We start from the raw sequence: 16,892 nt of genomic DNA, 5'->3' as shown, positions 1-16,892 counted from the left end.
CGGTACTCGTTAGGCGGAGGTCAGGGTGGCATGGTCGTGCCGCGGATGCACGCGTCCGGCGCCGAAGTGGCAGGAGAACGTGCTGCCCTTGCCGACTTCGCTTTCGATGTCCAGCCGCGCCTGGTGCAAGCCCAGCACGTGCTTGACGATCGACAGTCCCAGCCCGGTGCCGCCGCTTTCGCGCGAGCGGCTGCTGGAGACGCGGTAGAAGCGTTCGGTGATGCGCGGCAGATGGTGCGACGGAATGCCGTAGCCGCTGTCGCGCACCGACAGCACCGCGCCGTCGCCTTCGCGGGCGAAGGTGATGCTGACCGCGCCGCCGGCGGGGGTGTAGCGCACCGCGTTGGTCACAAGGTTGGAGAACGCGCTGTGCAGTTCCTTGTTGGAACCGACCAGGTCCAGATCGGCCTCGTCGTGCACTTCGATGCGGTGCCGGCCCTGGCTATGCGCCTCGGCCTCGCGGCGCAGCGTGGCCAGCATCGGCGCCATCGCGATGCTCTCCTCGTTGGCGTGTTCCTGCGATTCCAGTCGCGACAGGGTCAGCAGGTCCTCGACCAGTTGGGTCATGCGCTGCGACTGCTTGCGCATCTCGGCGATCATCGGCCCGGAATCGGGGAAATCCTCCGGGTCGAGCATGTCCAGGTAGCCGTGCACCACGGTCAGCGGCGTGCGCAGTTCGTGCGAGACGTTGGCGACGAAGTCGCGGCGCACCTGCTCCAGCTGCAGCAGCTTGCTGACGTCGCGCGCGACCAGCAGCCAGTAGTCGTCGGAGTAGGGGATCAGGCGCAGGTTCAGGCGCAGCCGGTCGTCGATCGGCGAGGGCGTGTCCAGCATCGGCTCGGCGTTGCGGCCGCCGGCCAGCCAGTGCGCCAACGGCATCGGCTGCAGGCGTTCGACCACCGGCACGTTGAGGTCGCCGGGATGGCGCAGGCCGAGCAGGGTGCCCGCGGCCTCGTTGAACCACTGGATGCGCTGGCTGTTGCGGTCCACCACCACCACCGCGTCGGGCAGCGCGGCGGCGGCGGCGCGGTAGGCGCGCAGCATGTCCAGCAGGCGCCGCTTGCGCGTGCGCATTTCCGCCTGGCTGCGATACAGCAGCCGGTCCAGTTCGTTCCACACGCCGGTACCGGCCGGCGGTTCCCAGCGCTGGCGCGCGGTCAGCCGGCGCAGCACGCGGCGCAGGCGCCAGTAGTGCCAGCCCATCACCGCCAGCGACATCAGGGTCAGCGCCATCCACACGTGGCCGCCGAGCCAGCCGACCAGCACCGCCAGCAGCAGCAGCGCGGCCAGGGTGCCGAGGGTCTTGAACCAGGCGGAACGGATGTGGCGGGGCATCGGGAGCGCGCTCTGTCGCAATGGATCGTGTTCGTCGTCCGCCGTTTATAGCAGGCGACGGCGACAGTCAGATGGACGAGGAGAAGCGATAGCCGGAGCCGCGCACCGTCTGCACCATGTTCTCCACCGCGAACGGCTCCAGGGTCTTGCGCAGCCGGCGGATGTGCACGTCGATGGTGCGCTCCTCGACGTAGACGCTGCCGCCCCACACGTGGTCGAGCAGCTGCGCGCGGCTGTAGACGCGCTCGGGATGGGTCATGAAGAAATGCAGCAGGCGGTATTCGGTGGGGCCGATCGGCACCGGCGCGTCGCCGGCGAACACGCGGTGCGCGGCGCCGTCGATGCGTAGGCTGCCGACCGAGACGCTGCCGTCCTCGTCGTCGTCGCGGGTGCGGCGCATCACCGCGCGGATCCGCGCCAGCAGCTCGCGCGCCGAGAACGGCTTGACCACGTAGTCGTCGACCCCGGCTTCCAGGCCGCCGACCCGATCGTTTTCCTCGCCGCGCGCGGTGAGCATGATGATCGGCACCTCGCGGGTCATCGCGTCCTTGCGCCAGCGCCGGGCCAGTTCCAGGCCGCTGGTGCCGGGCAGCATCCAGTCCAGCAGGATCAGGTCGGGGACGCGGTCGGCGATGGAGGTCTGCGCTTCCCGCGCGTCGCCGGCGTGGACCGGTTCGAAGTCGCCCTTGCGCAGGGCGAACGCCACCATGTCGCGGATGGCGGGTTCGTCGTCGACGATCAGGATGCGTTTCTGCACGACGGCACCGTGGGACTGGGAGGAGAGGTCGCCAGTAGACTACGGTTTTATTACGATTCAGTGACGGCGCTTGTATGGCGTTTCAGCGTTGTTTCACATCCGGATCCTCCACGCCCTGGCGGCGCAGCTCCAGCACCGTGGGCGTGATCGCCGCAATGCGCGCATCGATGCGGGCGCGCGCCACGTAATCCAGGTCCTCGCGCTTCTTCAGGTTGTTCAACTGGATCAGCGCCTGTTCGGGGCGTCCGTTCAGATACGCGGCTTCCGCATAGGCCTCGCCGGCGCGATTGCCGTCCCCGGCCAGTTCGCAGGCGCGGGCGAAGGTGCGCTGGAACACCGGATCGTCGGCCGCCGCGGCCAGCAATGGCCGCAGCACCGCCTGCGCGCGCTGGCCGGCGGCACGGCCGCCCTGCTCGTTCAGCGCGGCGGCATAGGTCAGCGCCACCGCGCGGTTGCTCGGCAGCCGCTTGAGCAGGCCGTCGAAGCGCTGATTGGCCTGCGCGACGCGGCCGTTGCGCGATTCGGCCTCGGCCACCGCCAGGCCCAACCACCAGCTGTCCGGGTGCGCCTGCAACAGCTCCTCCAGGGTCTTGGTCGCGTCCAGCGCGCTGCCGCCGCCGCGCAGCCGGGCCAGCGCCAGTCCATAGCGCTGGGCATCGCTGAGGCCCTGCTTGCTGCCCTGGCGCAGGCCCTCGTACTCGCGCACCGCATCGGCCGGCGTGTTGGCGCTGAGCACGCGCAGGCGCTCGCGGGCCCATTCGAACTGGCCGCTGGTGCCGCGCGCATAGGTGTCGAACGGCAGCTGCAGGCTCCCGGGCAGCAACGGGTTGCTGGGCGCGCCCAGCGGCTGGCTCAGCGACACGTCGTTGGGGTCGACCCGCTCCTGCAAGGTGCCGCCGGGCACGCGGGTGGTCAGGGTCACGGTGTTCTTCTTCATCTGCTCGGCGCGCTGCCGCGCCTCGCTGATGCGGGTGGTGGTGACCGGGTGGGTCATCAGGTAGTCGGGGGTGCTGTAGCCGCCCTGGTTGCCGCGCATCGCCAGCGACATGCGCTCGAAGAAGCCGGCCATCGCATCCACGTCGTAGCCGCTGCGCGCCAGGGTGCGGATGCCCAGCCGGTCGGCTTCCGATTCGTTGGAGCGGGTGTAGTCGATCTGGCGTTGCTGCATCAGCCCCAGGCCGCTGGCGATCGCCGCCTGGGTGGCGTCGCCGCTGGAACGGCCGCCGGCCTGCTGCGCGGCGACCACCGCGGCGAGCATGCCGAGCAGGATCGGCACCTGGTCGCGCTGCGCCCGCTCCACCCCACGCAGCACGTGCTGCTGGGTGATGTGCGCGATCTCGTGCGACAGCACCGCGGCGACCTCGTCCTCGCGCTCGGCGGTCAGCACCAGTCCGGCGTTGACCGCGACGTAGCCGCCCAGCGTGGCGAAGGCATTGATCTGGCGGTCGCGCAGCATGAAGAAGGTGTACTTCTGCTGCGGCTGGTCGCTGTTGGCCCCGAGCCGGGTGCCCATGGTCTGCAGCCAGTCGCCGATCAGCGGGTCCTCGAGCACGTAGTCGTAGTTGCGCAGCTCGGCCAGCATCATCTTGCCGTACTCGGCCTGGCGCGCCGGCGTCAGCAATTCCCCGGCCGAGGAGCCGATGTCCGGGAGCTTGTTCTCCTGCGCCGGCGCGACGGCGGCGGCAGTGGCCAGGGTAATTGCGAAGGCAAGCGGCAGCGGGCGCAAGGCAGGCTCCAGGAGAAAAGCAAGGGCGCCGCGGGCGGCGTTCCGGATACGACGGGTGAATCCAGGGTAATCCGCAGTGTTGCGGCAGCGGACTCGAAAATCCACCCGCCCGCTACCATAGTGGCTTGGACCACTTACAGCGCCCGGAGTTTCCCATGGACACCCAGCATGCCGACGCCGGCCAGGCCGGCGGCCCGCCGATCACCCTGTACTCCACCGCGATCTGTCCGTACTGCGTGGCGGCCAAGAACTTCCTGAAGAGCAAGGGCCGCAGCTGGACCGAGGTACGCATCGACCTGGACCCGGCCGAGCGCGAGAAGATGGTGGCCCTGGCGCGGCGCACCAGCGTGCCGCAGATCTTCGTCGGCGATACCCACGTCGGCGGCTACGACGACATGATGGCGCTGCACCGCGCCGGCAAGCTGCAGCCGCTGCTCGACGGCCAGGCGCCCGAGGCGCAGGCATGAGCGCTGCGCAGACCGGCGGCGAAGGTGGTGACGGCCAGGAGGACCGGGTGCGCGAGTTCACCGAGTTCCGCCAGCGCATGAACCAGCGCATCCTGGCCGAGCCGAACCAGGTGGTGCGGCGCTTCTTCGCGCTCGACACCCAGACCTACCAGGCCGGCGCGCTGGACGTGAAGACCAAGGAACTGCTTGGTTTGGTCGCCTCGCTGGTGCTGCGCTGCGACGACTGCATCAGCTACCACGTGGCCCAGTGCAAGGAGGCCGGCGTGCAGCGCGACGAGTTCTTCGAGACCTTCTCGGTGGGCCTGGTGGTGGGCGGCTCGATCGTGATCCCGCACCTGCGCCGGGCGGTGGATTTCCTCGACAAGCTTGAGGACGGCGCGGCCGCCGCGCCGGCGGAGCACGCGCACGCCTGAGCGCCGCCCGGATCGGCCCGATGCGCGCCGCCTGCGGGCGGCGCGCTGCGTTTCGGCGCCGCGGCGGTTTGGGAGCCTTCACCGGCTTCGGGCATAATTACCGGTGAAACCTCCTTGCGCCTGCAGCCCGGGCTTCCGGCCGGCGCGCTCCCCCTCTGTACGGAAACCGCAATCCTATGACGCAGACAATCACGGTCATCCGTGGCGATGGCATCGGCCCCGAGATCATGGACGCCACGCTGTTCGTGCTCGACGCGCTGAACGCCGGCCTCACCTACGAATACGCCGACGCCGGCCTGGTCGCCCTGGAGAAGCACGGCGATCTGTTGCCGGCCGCCACCCTGGACTCGATCCGCAAGAACAGGATCGCGCTGAAGAGCCCGCTGACGACGCCGGTGGGCGAGGGCTTCAGCTCGATCAACGTGGCCATGCGCCGCCAGTTCGACCTGTACGCCAACGTGCGCCCGGCCAAGTCGTTCCCGAACACCAAGTCGCGCTTCGGCGCCGGCGTGGACCTGATCACCGTGCGCGAGAACACCGAAGGCGCCTACCTGAGCGAAGGCCAGGAAGTGTCGGCCGACGGCGAGACCGCGGTGTCGATGGCCAAGGTGACCCGCAAGGGCTCCGAGCGCATCGTCCGCTATGCCTTCGACCTGGCGCGGGCGACCGGCCGCAAGAAGGTCACCGCGGTGCACAAGGCCAACATCATCAAGTCGACCTCGGGCCTGTTCCTGAAGGTGGCGCGCGAAGTGGCGGCGAACTACCCGGAGATCGAATTCCAGGAAATGATCGTCGACAACGCCTGCATGCAGCTGGTGATGCGTCCGGAGCAGTTCGACGTCATCGTCACCACCAACCTGTTCGGCGACATCCTGTCGGACCTGTGCGCCGGCCTGGTCGGCGGCCTGGGTCTGGCGCCGGGCGCCAACATCGGCGTCGACGCGGCGATCTTCGAGGCCGTGCACGGCTCGGCGCCGGACATCGCCGGGCAGGGCAAGGCCAACCCGTGCGCGCTGCTGCTGGGCGCGGCGCAGCTGCTGGACCACGTCGGCCAGCCGCAGAACGCCGAGCGCCTGCGCAATGCCATCGTCGCCACGCTGGAAGCCAAGGACGGGCTGACCCCGGACCTGGGCGGCAGCGGCAACACCATGGGCTTCGCCAAGGCCATCGCCAGCCGCCTCTGAGCGCGCCGGAAGATCGCAAAAAAGAAAGGGCGCCTCGATGCGCCCTTTCTTTTGCTCGGAAGTTTGTCTGAAGCCACTTCCGCTCATCGATCGCGGGGAGCCGCTCTTGCGAATCCCCAATCCCGATTCCCGATTCCCGGCTTAATTTCGCGACTGCAACTTCGACAGCAGCCGCAGGAACTCGATGTACAGCCACACCAGGGTGACCATCAGCCCGAACGCGCCGTACCACTCCATGTACTTCGGCGCGCCCTGTTCCACGCCGCTCTCGATGAAGTCGAAGTCCAGCACCAGGTTCAGCGCCGCCACCACCACCACGAACAGGCTGAACAGGATGCCGACCGTGCCGGAGGCGTGGATGAAGGGGATCTGGATGTTGAAGAAGCCGAGCACGATGGTCGCCAGGTACACGAGTGCGATGCCGCCGGTGGCCGCCACCACGCCGAGCTTGAAGTTCTCGGTGGCCTTGATCAGCCCGCTGCGGTACGCGAACAGCAGCGCGAACAGGGTGCCGAAGGTCAGCAGCACCGCCTGCAGCACGATGCCGTTGAAGCGCACTTCGTACATCGCCGAGATCGAACCCAGGAAGAAGCCTTCCACCAGCGCGTACAGCGGCGCGGTGATCGGCGCCCAGGTCTTCTTGAAGGTGGTGATCATGGCCAGGATGAAGCCGCCGATGGCGCCGCCCAGCACGTAGCCGATGATGCCCGGGGCGATCACTTCTTTGCCGGCGCCGTCGATCGAGATCGACTGGCTCCAGGCGAACGCCGCCGTCAGCACGGTCAACAGCAGCAACGCGCCGGTCTTGTGGATGGTGCCGTTCAGGGTCATCGCCTCGCCGTCGCGCGAGACCACCGCGCCGCTGCCGAGGTCGAGGAAGGTGGATTCCTTCAAGGCGGGGTTGCCGCTGCGGATCATGCTGTTTCTCCCTGTAAAAAAGACGATTGGCCCGTATCGGCCGCAAGTGCCGAGCATAGCGCAGGCCACGGTGACGCCGCGTGCCGTTGACACCGGGCCGCGAGGTTCCCACAATAGCCGACCTTTCCGGCCTCGGCCGCGAGGGATGTTCCGCCGGGGTATAGCGCAGTCTGGTAGCGCGCCTGCTTTGGGAGCAGGATGTCGGGGGTTCGAATCCCTCTACCCCGACCAATCCGATGTCCAAACGGCGGAGAGGAATGCGACAATCCGGCCCCGGGCGCCCGTAGCTCAACCGGATAGAGCACCGGCCTTCTAAGCCGGCGGTTACAGGTTCGATTCCTGTCGGGCGCGCCACACCGGTGCCGGGCAGGGTGTTGCAAGAGTTCAATGGTGGCTGTAGCTCAGCTGGTTAGAGTACTGGATTGTGATTCCAGATGTCGGGGGTTCGAGTCCCCTCAGCCACCCCATTGATCGCGTGACCCGCTGCTTCGCGGGGTGTTGCAACGAGGCAAAAAAGCGCATAAAATGCGCGACTCAGTTTCAGGGCCGTTAGCTCAGTTGGTAGAGCAGTTGACTCTTAATCAATAGGTCCAAGGTTCGAATCCTTGACGGCCCACCAAATCAAGCAGCCACTTAGCGCAAGCCAAGTGGCTGTTTTTTTATGTGCCGCGCGCGGAACGGCCGGCGACGGCATGGGCGCGCACGGTGCCTTGCTCAGTCCCGCGCCGCCGCCGCGATCGCCAATGCGGCCTGCACCATCGCGTCGGGCCGCAGCGGATCGTCGTCGATGGCGATGTCCGGCGTCAGCAGCGTCGGTGTCGCCGCTGCCGACGGCCGCACCAGCAGCAGCCGCGGAACCCACAGCGCCAGCCCGGTGTGCGGCAGCACGATCTTCTGCACGCCGCCGGTCTGCGTGCTCCTGACGCTGGCGCCTTCGCCGAGCAGCGTTCCGAAGCCGAAGTCCTGCATCGTGTCGGCGAACAGCACCGCCGAGGAATAGGTGCCGCGGCCGACCAGTACATAGACCTTGCCGTCGAAGTGCAGCGGGTCCGCCGTCTGCGGGGTGCTCCATGTCTCTATGGGGCCGCTCAGCACCTCGCCCAGCCGTTCGTGTTTCGACGGGTCGGCGCGGATCACCTTCTTGGTGTAGCGCGATGCCCAGCGGTAGGGGCGATCGGCGATGTAGGGCAGCAGCCCTTGCAGCCACAGCGCATCGTCGCCGCCGCCGTTCTGCCGCACGTCGATGATCAGCGTCCGCGCGCCGCTGGCCTGCATCTGCTGGAACGCGCGGCGTGTGAACTCCAGGAAGGCGGCCGGCTCCGGCCACGAGAAGGTGCGGATGGTCATGACCGCGGCGGCGCCCGGGCGCAGCTCGAAGCCGAACTGCCGGTCGAACTCGTCCTCGCCGACCAGGATCGAAGGGCGGGCGTGGCTTGCGGTCTGGTGCAGCCGCGCCTGCGGCGGCCCGGCGAGGGTCAGCCGGAATGTCGCGGGTGCGCCGTACACTTTCCAGTAGAAGAACCACCAGCGCCGCGACAGCAGGTCGGCGCGGAAGCGTGCGCTGTCGCCGTGCACGTGCGCGAGCAATGCGCGCGCGACCGCGTCCGCGCGAACGCCGTTGATGGTCGCGACCCGGCGGCCGGCGAGGGCGGTCGGGGCGCCGCCCAGGTCGGACAGGATCCGCACCCGCGCCTGCGCATCGACCGTGACCTCGAAGGGAAACAGGGCGCCCCCGTCGCGCAGATGACATTCCGTCTCCGCGCGCCAGTCGGCATAACCGACGAAGAAGTGACCATCGGCAAGCAGCGGGTTGAGTGTGGAGAATTCCCGCCAGGCCGCATCGCGGTCCAACCTCGTCGCGACCCGCTGGCGCAGCGCGTCGAGCGCGGACTGCAGCCGCATGGGATCGGTCGAATGCGATGGCTGCGGGTGGGTCGCGGCGATTCCCGCTTCCAGGGCGTCGATGTCGGCGCGCAGCTGCTGCGTGCTGTAGCGTTCAGCCGCCAGGGCGGGCGCGATCAGCGCTGGCGTGGCGGCAAGCAAGAGCAGGCATGTTCGGAGCAGTGGCAGCCTTGGCATGAAGACCTTCCGGAAAGTGTGTTGAAAAAATACCATAAAATTTCAATATGACAAAGAAAGCCAAACCGCCGCTCGATGCGGCCGCGATCCGTGATCCGGCCCACATCCGTCTTCTCGCCTCGCCGGTCCGCCAGGAACTGGTCGATACGCTGGCGTCGCTGGGCGGGGAGGCCAGCGTCGCGGAGCTCTCGGAACAGTTGGGGCGGCCGGCGGACGGTCTCTACTACCACCTGCAACTGCTCGCCGAGAGCGAACTCGTGCGCGAAGGCGAGGGCGCGGCCGGGGAGCGGATCTTCCGGCTCGCGGGCAGCGCCGGCGCACCGCTGCGCCTGGCCTACGATCTGGCCGACGAACAGGCGGCTGTGGCCCTGGCCGCGTATGCCAAGGGCCTGGCGCAGGTCGCCGAGCGCGACTTCCAGGCGGCCTTGAAGCAGCCCGGGGTCGAGGTCGAAGGCCCCGCCCGGCAACTGTGGGCGGCACGCAACAAGGGCTGGCTCAACGCGGCCGAACTGGCCGAAGCCAATGCCTTGCTGGAGCGGCTCTGCGACCTGTTGAGCCGCCCGCGCGACCCGTCGCGCGACCGGCCGATGTCGCTGGCGTTCGTGCTCGCGCCGGCGGCGGTGCGCGGCCGGCGCCGAGCACCCAAGCGCTGAACGGCAGGCGGGACGTCGCCTCGCGGCTGGCGTTTGGCGGGGCGCCCATCCGTCGGCCACCCGAGACCCGTCTTCGCGACGCGCATGCCCAACGTATTGCTCGCAGCCGGTCGACGTCGCGTCCCGCGCTCCACCAGATGTGGAGCCGCGCATCCCGGTAGCCGCCCGGAGGCATCCAGCCCGCCGGGTGCCTTTTTCTTTGCCGGCAGGCCTGCAACAATGCGCAGGCGAGCGCGTCCTGCGCCGCAGCGCGAAAGTGGCGGAATTGGTAGACGCCCTGGTTTTAGGTACCAGTGCCGCAAGGCGTAGGGGTTCGAGTCCCCTCTTTCGCACCATCCCGGCGCCGCTCGCGCGGCCCGCCGTCCCCCTGCAGCCCCGTCCGCAGGCCCGTCGCGCCAGGCCCATGCCGGCGCCGGCCGACCGGGTGCGCTGGCAGGCACCGCGGGAATAGGCGAAACTATCCGGCTGCGGCGGCCGTCCCGTGCCCGCGTCAACCCGTATTTCTCTACATCGTGCCGAGAGCCGTGGGCTCCCGGTGGCAGGAGTCCACATGCAAGCTTCGATCGAAACCACCGGTACCCTGGAACGGCGTCTGACCTTCACCCTGCCGGAGGAGCGCCTGGAGACCCATATCGGCGGCCGCCTGCGCGAAGTCGCGCGGACCGCGCGGATCAAGGGTTTCCGCCCCGGCAAGATCCCGCCGAAGGTGATCGAGCAGCGCTTCGGCCCGCAGATCCGCGCCGAGGCGCTGGACGGCCTGCTGCGCGAGACCTTCGATTCGGCGGTGCGCGAGCACGAGCTGCGCCTGGCCGGCAATCCGCGCATCGACCGCGCCGGCGACAACGAGCTGCAGTTCGTGGCGACCTTCGAAGTGGTGCCGGACTTCGGCGACATCGACGTGGCCAAGCTGGAAGTGGTCCGCCACACCGCCGAGGTCACCGATGCCGACATCGAGCAGATGATCGAGAACCTGCGCCTGCAGCGCCGCACCTGGCAGCCTGCCGAGCGCCCGGCGCAGGACGGCGACCTGGTGACCCTGGAGACCTGGTCGCAGGCCGGCGACGAGCGCCTGCCCGCCGAGGGCGTGGAGAAGGGCAGCAGTGTGATCGGGTCGGGCGTCATGTTCCCGGCGATCGAGCAGGGCCTGGTCGGCCTGTCCAAGGACGAGGAAAAGACCCTGACGGTCGATTTCCCGGCCGACTGGCGCGTGCCGCAGTTCGCCGGCAAGCAGGTCCAGGTGCACGTGAAGGCGGTCGACGTCGCCGCGCCGGTGCTGCCGGAGGTGGACAAGGAGTTCATCAAGAGCTTCGGCGTGAAGAGCGGCGATGCCGAGCAGTTCCGCAAGGACATCCGCATCAACCTGGAGCGCGAGCTCAAGGGCGCGCTGATGAACCGGCTGCGCCGCGAGGTCGGCGAGCAGCTGATCGCCGCCTACGCGTCGGTGGAAATGCCGCCGCGGCTGGTCGAGAACGAAGCGCGTTCGATGCTGGCGCAGCAGGTGGAACAGATGCGCCGCTCCGGCCGCGATCCGGGCCAGGTGCCGGACGACGCCCACCAGGGCTTCGTCGACGCGGCGCGCAAGCGCGTGCTGGTCGGCCTGCTGGTCGGCGAGGTCGCCCGCCGCAACGAGCTGCGCCTGGACCCCAAGCGGGTCTCGGAGACGCTGCGCCTGATCGCCTCGACCTACGAAGAGCCGGAACAGGTCATTGAGATGTACCGCAACGACCCCCAATTGATGGGTGGACTGCAGAGCCGTGTGATGGAGGAGCAGGTGATCGACTGGATCGCCGAGCGCGCCAAGCACACCGAGCAGGCGATGACGTTCCAGGAAGCGATCCGCCAGTAAGGCGACGCTTCGCGGCGGCCCGCATATTGCATGTGGGTTGAGGTGCAATCCCAGGCTTCCGCAATTGCGGGGGCGCGACACGATGCAAGCCCTGCACATCCCCGTGCAGGGACGACACACAGAGCAGGAGTTCCCGCGTGGACAATGTGACCAAGGCCTTGAATCTGGTTCCGATGGTGGTCGAGCAGACCAGCCGCGGCGAGCGCGCCTATGACATCTATTCGCGCCTGCTGAAGGAGCGTCTGATCTTCCTGGTCGGTCCGATCGACGACCACATGGCCAACGTGATCGTGGCGCAGATGCTGTTCCTGGAAGCGGACAACCCGGAAAAGGACATCAGCATCTACATCAACTCGCCGGGCGGCGTGGTCACCGCCGGCATGGCGATCTACGACACCATGCAGTACATCAAGCCGGACGTGAGCACCATCTGCGTCGGCCAGGCCGCTTCGATGGGCGCGCTGCTGCTGGCGTCGGGCGCGGCCGGCAAGCGCTACGCGCTGCCGAATTCGCGGGTGATGATCCACCAGCCGCTGGGCGGCTTCCAGGGCCAGGCCACCGACATCGACATCCACGCGCGCGAGATCCTGACCCTGCGCGCGCGCCTGAACGAAATCCTCGCCAAGCACACCGGCCAGTCGCTGGAAACTATCGCCCGCGACACCGAGCGCGACAACTTCAAGAGCGCCGTCGACGCGCAGACCTACGGGCTGGTCGACCAGGTGCTGGAGCGCCGTCCGGAAGAGTCGATTCAGCCGGCATAAGGCTTGCATGTACTGCAAAACGCAGCGTATTCCGCAGGGCCGGGGTCGGGCTAGCGTCCTCCCGGCCCTGTGCTATTCTCGAAATCGAACCCCCGTTCATCGGGTGGGGTAACTGGGTAAGCGAAGCAATGAGCGAAGACCGGCAAGGCCGTTCCGGCGACAGCAACAAGATTCTGTACTGCTCGTTCTGCGGCAAGAGTCAACACGAGGTCCGTAAGCTGATCGCCGGGCCGAGCGTGTTCATCTGCGACGAATGTGTCGAGCTGTGCAACGACATCATCCGCGAGGAACTCGAGGAGAAGGCGCAGTCCGCACGCAGCAGCCTGCCCAAGCCCAAGGAAATCCTCGAGGTGCTGGACCAGTACGTGATCGGGCAGCTGCGCGCCAAGCGCACGCTCGCCGTGGCCGTGTACAACCACTACAAGCGCATCGAGAGTCGCCAGAAGAACGACGAAGTCGAACTGGCCAAGTCCAACATCCTGCTGGTCGGCCCGACCGGTTCGGGCAAGACGCTGCTGGCCGAGACGCTGGCGCGGCTGCTCAACGTGCCGTTCACGATCGCCGATGCGACCACGCTGACCGAAGCCGGCTATGTCGGCGAGGACGTGGAGAACATCATCCAGAAGCTGCTGCAGAAGTGCGACTACGACGTCGACAAGGCGCAGCAGGGCATCGTCTACATCGACGAGATCGACAAGATCTCGCGCAAGAGCGAGAACCCGTCGATCACCCGCGACGTGTCCGGCGAAGGCGTGCAGCAGGCGCTGCTGAAGCTGATCGAAGGCACGGTCGCCTCGGTGCCGCCGCAGGGCGGGCGCAAGCATCCGCAGCAGGAATTCCTGCAGGTGGACACCAAGAACATCCTGTTCATCTGCGGCGGCGCGTTCGCCGGCCTGGACAAGGTGATCCAGCAGCGCTCCAACGACGTCGGCGGCATCGGTTTCGGCGCCAAGGTGAAGAGTTCCGAGCGCAAGCGCGAAGTCGGCAAGATCCTGGCGGAAGTGGAGCCGGAGGACCTGATCAAGTTCGGTCTGATCCCCGAGTTCGTCGGTCGCCTGCCGGTGGTCGCCACGCTCGAGGAACTGGACGAGCCGGCGCTGATCCGGATCCTGACCGAGCCGAAGAACGCGATCACCAAGCAGTTCAAGAAGCTGTTCGAGATGGAAGGCGTGGAGCTGGAATTCCGGCCCGACGCGCTGCTGGCCATCGCCAAGAAGGCGCTCAAGCGCAAGACCGGCGCGCGCGGCCTGCGCACCATCGTCGAGTCGGTGCTGCTGGACACGATGTACGAATTGCCGTCGCAGGAAAACGTCAGCAAGGTGGTGGTCGACGAGTCGGTGATCGAGCACAAGTCCGAGCCGTACCTGATCTACCAGACCCCGCCGCCGGCGCCGAAGGTGGCGTCCGCCGAGTGAGGCTCGGGTGAGGCCGCGGCGCTGTCCCGCCGTGGTCTTCGCGGCCGGCTAAGCGGTTGAAAGAAAAGGGGCTTTTTCGCTGCCCTTGCATCATCCAGCCGATGGCCCCATAACGGGGCCATCGGCATTTTTATGCCCGCCTTTTACGCATTCCCGCACCCCACATCGGAACCCTCATGGCCCAGTCCAAATCCGAAGTCCTCGACCTGCCGGTCCTGCCGTTGCGCGACGTCGTGGTCTTCCCGCACATGGTCATCCCGCTGTTTGTCGGCCGCGACAAGTCGATGCGCGCGCTCGAGCACGCGATGGAGGCCGACAAGCGCATCCTGCTGGTCGCGCAGAAATCCGCCGAGACCGACGATCCGGTGGCCGCCGATCTGTACAACGTCGGCACCCTGGCGCAGGTCCTGCAACTGCTGAAGCTGCCCGATGGCACCATCAAGGTGCTGGTCGAGGGGCTGTCGCGGGTCAGCGTCGACAAGGTGGTCGAACGCGACGGCGCGCTGCAGGGCGAAGGCAGCGAGATCGAGGCCGCCGAGTCGCGCGAGGAGCGCGAGGTCGAGGCGATCGCGCGCTCGCTGATGTCGCTGTTCGAGCAGTACGTCAAGACCAACCGCAAGCTGCCGCCGGAGCTGCTGCAGACGCTGGCGGGCATCGACGAGCCGGGCCGCCTGGCCGACACCATCGCCGCGCACATCGGCGTGCGCCTGTCCGACAAGCAGCGCCTGCTGGAAACCCTGGAAGTGGGCGAGCGCCTGGAGATGCTGGTCGGCCTGGTCGACGGCGAGATCGACGTCCAGCAGCTGGAGAAGCGCATCCGCGGCCGGGTCAAGTCGCAGATGGAGAAGAGCCAGCGCGAGTACTACCTCAACGAGCAGATGAAGGCGATCCAGAAGGAGCTGGGCGATCTCGACGACGCGCCCGGCGAACTGGAAGAGCTGGCGCGCAAGATCGCCGAGGCGGGCATGCCCAAGCCGGTGGAGACCAAGGCCAAGGCCGAGCTCAACAAGCTCAAGCAGATGTCGCCGATGTCGGCCGAGGCCGCGGTCGTGCGCAACTATCTGGATTGGCTGCTGGGCGTGCCGTGGAAGAAGCGCAGCAAGGTGCGCAAGGACCTGAAGGTCGCGCAGGAAACGCTGGACGCCGATCACTACGGCCTGGAGAAGGTCAAGGACCGCATCCTGGAATACCTCGCGGTGCAGTCGCGGGTGAAGCAGATGAAGGGCCCGATCCTGTGCCTGGTCGGTCCGCCCGGCGTCGGCAAGACCTCGCTCGGCCAGTCGATCGCCAAGGCGACCAACCGCAAGTTCGTGCGCATGTCGCTCGGCGGCGTGCGCGACGAGGCCGAAATCCGCGGGCATCGGCGCACCTACGTCGGCTCGATGCCGGGCCGCATCGTGCAGAACCTCAACAAGGTCGGCAGCAAGAATCCGCTGTTCGTGCTCGACGAGATCGACAAGATGTCGATGGACTTCCGTGGCGATCCGTCCTCGGCGCTGCTGGAAGTGCTCGACCCCGAGCAGAACAACGCATTCAACGACCATTACCTGGAAGTGGATCTGGACCTGTCGGAAGTGATGTTCGTGGCGACCTCCAACTCGCTCAACATCCCCGGCCCGCTGCTCGACCGCATGGAGGTGATCCGCATCCCCGGCTACACCGAGGACGAAAAGCTCGCCATCGCCATGCGTTACCTGGTGCCCAAGCAGCTGAAGGCCAACGGCCTGAAGGGCGACGAGCTGGAGATCGCCGCCGACGCGATCCGCGACATCGTGCGCTACTACACGCGCGAATCCGGCGTGCGCAACCTCGAGCGCGAGGTCGCCAAGATCTGCCGCAAGGTGGTCAAGGAGATCGCGCTGGCCGGGCCGCAGGCACAGGTCGCCAAGAAGGCGGTGGCGAAGAAGGGCGCGGCGCGCAAGGACAAGGCGCGCGTCAGTGTCGGCTCCAAGAACCTGGACAAGTACCTGGGCGTGCGCCGCTTCGATTTCGGTCGCGCCGAGGAGCAGAACGAGGTCGGTCTGGTCACCGGCCTGGCCTGGACCGAGGTCGGCGGCGACCTGCTGCAGATCGAGTCGACCCTGGTCCCGGGCAAGGGCGCGGTGATCCTGACCGGCCAGCTCGGCGACGTGATGAAGGAATCGGCATCGGCGGCGCTGTCGGTGGTGCGTTCGCGCGCCGAGCGGCTCGGCATCGAGGTCGACTTCCTGCAGAAGCACGACGTGCATCTGCACGTGCCCGATGGCGCCACGCCGAAGGACGGCCCCAGCGCCGGCATCGCGATGGTGACCTCGCTGGTGTCGATGCTGACCAAGGTGCCGGTCAAGGCCGACGTGGCGATGACCGGCGAGATCACGCTGCGCGGCCGCGTCTCGGCGATCGGCGGGCTCAAGGAGAAATTGCTGGCGGCGCTGCGCGGCGGCATCCGCACGGTGATCATCCCCGAAGAGAACCGCAAGGATCTGGCCGACATCCCGGACAACGTGACCCGCGACCTGAAGATCGTGCCGGTGAAGTGGATCGACGAAGTGCTGGATCTGGCGCTGGAGACGCCGCTCAAGCCCAAGGTCGCCGCCGATGGCGAGCAGGCGCCGGTGCGGCGCAAGCCCAAGCCGAAAGCATCCCCGAACGCGCGCGTCAAGCACTGAAAAGCGCTGAACCGCACCCGCCCAAGTGGCTCAAACCCGCGCCGTTGCTGGCTTTTCGGCTTGCGCGGGTACGAGGCCGCTGGTATAAATGCACGACTTGCGAGCACTGCGAACGGGCGTGCTTGGTAGTGAAAAATCAATCGGGGGCCTCGTCCCGGACGAGGCAGGCCAAGCCGACACCCGATCCTCAATTCCGCGGTTTTCTGCCGCACATGGAGTCATCAAGAAATGAATAAAGCCGAACTGAACGACGCTATCGCCGCCGCTGCCGATATCTCCAAGGCCGAAGCCGGTCGCGCCGTCGACGCCTTCGTATCCGAAGTCACCAAGGCGCTCAAGAAGGGCGACAGCGTGACCCTCGTGGGCTTCGGCACCTTCCAGGTGCGCGACCGTGCCGAGCGCACCGGCCGCAACCCGAAGACCGGCGACTCGATCAAGATCGCCGCGTCGAAGAATCCGACCTTCAAGGCTGGCAAAGCGCTGAAGGATGCCGTAAACTAATCGACTCGCTAGGGTGCTTAGCTCAGCGGTAGAGCGTCTCCTTTACACGGAGAGGGTCGGGGGTTCGAAACCCTCAGCACCCACCAGAGCACCGAGCGACAAGTTTCAGAAGCGGAGTGGTAGTTCAGTCGGTTAGAATGCTGGCCTGTCACGCCGGAGGTCGCGGGTTCGAGTCCCGTCCACTCC

15 protein-coding genes and 7 tRNA genes are annotated in these 16,892 nt (G+C 67.4%); 17 read left to right on the top strand and 5 right to left on the bottom strand.

All coding sequences use genetic code 11. From position 1 onward, the window contains the following. Window positions 1-9 precede the first annotated feature (9 nt). The 3 genes from phoR to VDQ83_RS16085 form a co-directional block, all read right to left on the bottom strand. Window positions 10-1,335: a phosphate regulon sensor histidine kinase PhoR gene (gene phoR, locus VDQ83_RS16095; RefSeq protein WP_263397456.1), complete on the bottom strand. Its 1,326-nt coding sequence runs from the start codon at window positions 1,333-1,335 to the stop codon at window positions 10-12. Between the two features lie 67 nt (window positions 1,336-1,402). Beyond that, on the bottom strand, window positions 1,403-2,092 hold the full coding sequence (gene phoB, locus VDQ83_RS16090; protein WP_003468516.1) for a phosphate regulon transcriptional regulator PhoB: 690 nt from the start codon (window positions 2,090-2,092) through the stop codon (window positions 1,403-1,405). Between the two features lie 82 nt (window positions 2,093-2,174). Next, a complete protein-coding gene (locus VDQ83_RS16085; protein WP_263397457.1) occupies window positions 2,175-3,818 on the bottom strand; it encodes a M48 family metalloprotease in 1,644 nt (547 codons plus the stop codon). Between the two features lie 155 nt (window positions 3,819-3,973). On the opposite strand from VDQ83_RS16085, the gene grxC reads away from it, so the two are divergent. The 3 genes from grxC to VDQ83_RS16070 all read left to right on the top strand — a co-directional run bounded on the left by grxC (window position 3,974) and on the right by VDQ83_RS16070 (window position 5,882). Then, window positions 3,974-4,285: a glutaredoxin 3 gene (grxC, locus tag VDQ83_RS16080; protein WP_263397458.1), complete on the top strand. Its 312-nt coding sequence runs from the start codon at window positions 3,974-3,976 to the stop codon at window positions 4,283-4,285. Continuing rightward, window positions 4,282-4,698, top strand: coding sequence for a carboxymuconolactone decarboxylase family protein (locus VDQ83_RS16075; RefSeq protein ID WP_455435693.1), 417 nt, complete (start codon window positions 4,282-4,284; stop codon window positions 4,696-4,698). The genes grxC and VDQ83_RS16075 overlap by 4 nt, the downstream gene beginning before the upstream one ends. 176 nt (window positions 4,699-4,874) lie before the next feature. Continuing rightward, the gene (locus VDQ83_RS16070; RefSeq protein WP_263397460.1) at window positions 4,875-5,882 is read left to right on the top strand and encodes an isocitrate dehydrogenase; all 1,008 of its coding nucleotides are present in this window, start codon (window positions 4,875-4,877) and stop codon (window positions 5,880-5,882) included. 141 nt (window positions 5,883-6,023) lie between these two features. Here VDQ83_RS16070 and VDQ83_RS16065 read toward each other — a convergent pair whose 3' ends face one another. Beyond that, window positions 6,024-6,800, bottom strand: a complete 777-nt coding sequence (locus VDQ83_RS16065) for a Bax inhibitor-1/YccA family protein (protein WP_286038036.1) — start codon at window positions 6,798-6,800, stop codon at window positions 6,024-6,026. A 154-nt stretch (window positions 6,801-6,954) separates the two neighbouring features. On the opposite strand from VDQ83_RS16065, the gene VDQ83_RS16060 reads away from it, so the two are divergent. From VDQ83_RS16060 to VDQ83_RS16045, 4 genes are all read left to right on the top strand, one after another. Next, a tRNA-Pro gene (locus tag VDQ83_RS16060) sits at window positions 6,955-7,031 on the top strand. Window positions 7,032-7,077: 46 nt separating this feature from the next. Then, window positions 7,078-7,154: transfer RNA gene (locus VDQ83_RS16055), tRNA-Arg, on the top strand. Between the two features lie 36 nt (window positions 7,155-7,190). Further along, window positions 7,191-7,267: transfer RNA gene (locus tag VDQ83_RS16050), tRNA-His, on the top strand. Window positions 7,268-7,343: 76 nt separating this feature from the next. Beyond that, a tRNA-Lys gene (locus VDQ83_RS16045) sits at window positions 7,344-7,419 on the top strand. A 95-nt stretch (window positions 7,420-7,514) separates the two neighbouring features. Here VDQ83_RS16045 and VDQ83_RS16040 read toward each other — a convergent pair. After that, complete coding sequence (locus tag VDQ83_RS16040) at window positions 7,515-8,702, bottom strand: S41 family peptidase (RefSeq protein WP_455435692.1); 1,188 nt, start codon at window positions 8,700-8,702, stop codon at window positions 7,515-7,517. Window positions 8,703-8,714: 12 nt separating this feature from the next. Here VDQ83_RS16040 and VDQ83_RS16035 point away from each other — a divergent pair, with 12 nt between their 5' ends. From VDQ83_RS16035 to VDQ83_RS15990, 10 genes are all read left to right on the top strand, one after another. After that, on the top strand, window positions 8,715-8,930 hold the full coding sequence (locus VDQ83_RS16035; RefSeq protein ID WP_455435691.1) for a hypothetical protein: 216 nt from the start codon (window positions 8,715-8,717) through the stop codon (window positions 8,928-8,930). Next, a complete protein-coding gene (locus tag VDQ83_RS16030) occupies window positions 8,927-9,532 on the top strand; it encodes a winged helix-turn-helix domain-containing protein (RefSeq protein WP_455435690.1) in 606 nt (201 codons plus the stop codon). The genes VDQ83_RS16035 and VDQ83_RS16030 overlap by 4 nt, the downstream gene beginning before the upstream one ends. A gap of 250 nt (window positions 9,533-9,782) precedes the next feature. Next, window positions 9,783-9,867: transfer RNA gene (locus VDQ83_RS16025), tRNA-Leu, on the top strand. A 215-nt stretch (window positions 9,868-10,082) separates the two neighbouring features. Continuing rightward, entirely contained in the window at window positions 10,083-11,378 is a 1,296-nt protein-coding gene (tig, locus tag VDQ83_RS16020) for a trigger factor (RefSeq protein ID WP_263397463.1), read from the top strand. A gap of 137 nt (window positions 11,379-11,515) precedes the next feature. Beyond that, complete coding sequence (gene clpP / locus VDQ83_RS16015) at window positions 11,516-12,142, top strand: ATP-dependent Clp endopeptidase proteolytic subunit ClpP (RefSeq protein ID WP_145701584.1); 627 nt, start codon at window positions 11,516-11,518, stop codon at window positions 12,140-12,142. Window positions 12,143-12,270: 128 nt separating this feature from the next. Further along, entirely contained in the window at window positions 12,271-13,557 is a 1,287-nt protein-coding gene (gene clpX / locus VDQ83_RS16010) for an ATP-dependent Clp protease ATP-binding subunit ClpX (protein WP_003468538.1), read from the top strand. Between the two features lie 176 nt (window positions 13,558-13,733). Further along, window positions 13,734-16,205 (top strand): endopeptidase La, encoded by a 2,472-nt coding sequence (lon, locus tag VDQ83_RS16005; RefSeq protein WP_263397464.1) that lies wholly within the window; start codon window positions 13,734-13,736, stop codon window positions 16,203-16,205. Between the two features lie 183 nt (window positions 16,206-16,388). Further along, window positions 16,389-16,706, top strand: a complete 318-nt coding sequence (locus tag VDQ83_RS16000) for an HU family DNA-binding protein (RefSeq protein ID WP_228320647.1) — start codon at window positions 16,389-16,391, stop codon at window positions 16,704-16,706. 11 nt (window positions 16,707-16,717) lie between these two features. After that, window positions 16,718-16,792, top strand: a tRNA-Val gene (locus tag VDQ83_RS15995). 27 nt (window positions 16,793-16,819) lie between these two features. Next, window positions 16,820-16,892: transfer RNA gene (locus VDQ83_RS15990), tRNA-Asp, on the top strand.

The sequence above is a fragment of the Xanthomonas sp. WHRI 7945 genome (genome assembly GCF_035026585.1).
The sequence above is the reverse complement of the archived record's forward strand: the minus strand, read 5'-3'. Positions and strand labels throughout refer to the sequence as shown.

What these genes read in the sequence shown, in the direction of transcription:
- phoR (WP_263397456.1), bottom strand. Translation starts at nt 1,335, where the DNA reads ATGCCCCGCCACATCCGTTCCGCCTGGTTCAAGACCCTCGGCACCCTG.
- VDQ83_RS16040 (WP_455435692.1), bottom strand. Translation starts at nt 8,702, where the DNA reads ATGCGGCTGCAGTCCGCGCTCGACGCGCTGCGCCAGCGGGTCGCGACG.
- tig (WP_263397463.1), top strand. Translation starts at nt 10,083, where the DNA reads ATGCAAGCTTCGATCGAAACCACCGGTACCCTGGAACGGCGTCTGACC.
- VDQ83_RS16065 (WP_286038036.1), bottom strand. Translation starts at nt 6,800, where the DNA reads ATGATCCGCAGCGGCAACCCCGCCTTGAAGGAATCCACCTTCCTCGAC.
- VDQ83_RS16035 (WP_455435691.1), top strand. Translation starts at nt 8,715, where the DNA reads ATGCGATGGCTGCGGGTGGGTCGCGGCGATTCCCGCTTCCAGGGCGTC.
- VDQ83_RS16075 (WP_455435693.1), top strand. Translation starts at nt 4,282, where the DNA reads ATGAGCGCTGCGCAGACCGGCGGCGAAGGTGGTGACGGCCAGGAGGAC.
- grxC (WP_263397458.1), top strand. Translation starts at nt 3,974, where the DNA reads ATGGACACCCAGCATGCCGACGCCGGCCAGGCCGGCGGCCCGCCGATC.
- lon (WP_263397464.1), top strand. Translation starts at nt 13,734, where the DNA reads ATGGCCCAGTCCAAATCCGAAGTCCTCGACCTGCCGGTCCTGCCGTTG.
- clpX (WP_003468538.1), top strand. Translation starts at nt 12,271, where the DNA reads ATGAGCGAAGACCGGCAAGGCCGTTCCGGCGACAGCAACAAGATTCTG.
- VDQ83_RS16070 (WP_263397460.1), top strand. Translation starts at nt 4,875, where the DNA reads ATGACGCAGACAATCACGGTCATCCGTGGCGATGGCATCGGCCCCGAG.
- VDQ83_RS16030 (WP_455435690.1), top strand. Translation starts at nt 8,927, where the DNA reads ATGACAAAGAAAGCCAAACCGCCGCTCGATGCGGCCGCGATCCGTGAT.